This is a genomic window from Neisseria sp. P0021.S007 (assembly GCF_051956855.1).
In genome coordinates, this window is the sequence record NZ_JBQCXA010001317.1 from 1 (window position 1) to 500 (window position 500).

At 44.0% G+C, this 500-nt stretch carries 1 protein-coding gene; it reads left to right on the top strand.

Annotation, left to right across the window (positions count from 1 at the left end; translation table 11 throughout):
• Positions 1-395: HAD hydrolase family protein (locus ACTHUR_RS18940; protein ID WP_440400323.1), on the top strand; the 395-nt coding region annotated here is incomplete at its 5' end.
• Positions 396-500 lie beyond the last annotated feature (105 nt).

Consider the following 500-nt stretch of genomic DNA (forward strand, 5'->3'; position numbering starts at 1 on the left):
ATTATTTGGTGGATAAAGAATATTTCCATCGGGAAAAAGTATATCAAATGCTGATATTTGCAGATCCAAATCAAGAGCGTGCCATTGAAGATGAAATTCAACAAAACGGATTTAAATTGGTTCGTTGGCATGAATCTGCTTTAGATATGCTTCGTGCTGAAGGTTCTAAGGCAAGAGGCATTGCTCATGCGGTAGGTAAGCTGGGGATTGAAATGAAGGATGTCATGGCATTTGGCGACAGCTTCAACGACTTGGAAATGTTGTCTACTGTCGGATTCGGGGTGGCAATGGGTAATGGTGAAGCTGAGGCAAAGGCTGTGGCAAAGTTTGTATGTCCGAGCGTGGACGAGGATGGGGTATTGCGGGGATTACAGGAATTGGGTGTTATCGACTAAATATAGTGGATTAACTTTAAACCAGTACGGCGTTGCCTCGCCTTAGCTCAAAGAGAACGAGTCTCTAAGGTGCTGAAGCACCAAGTGAATTGGTTCCGTACTATC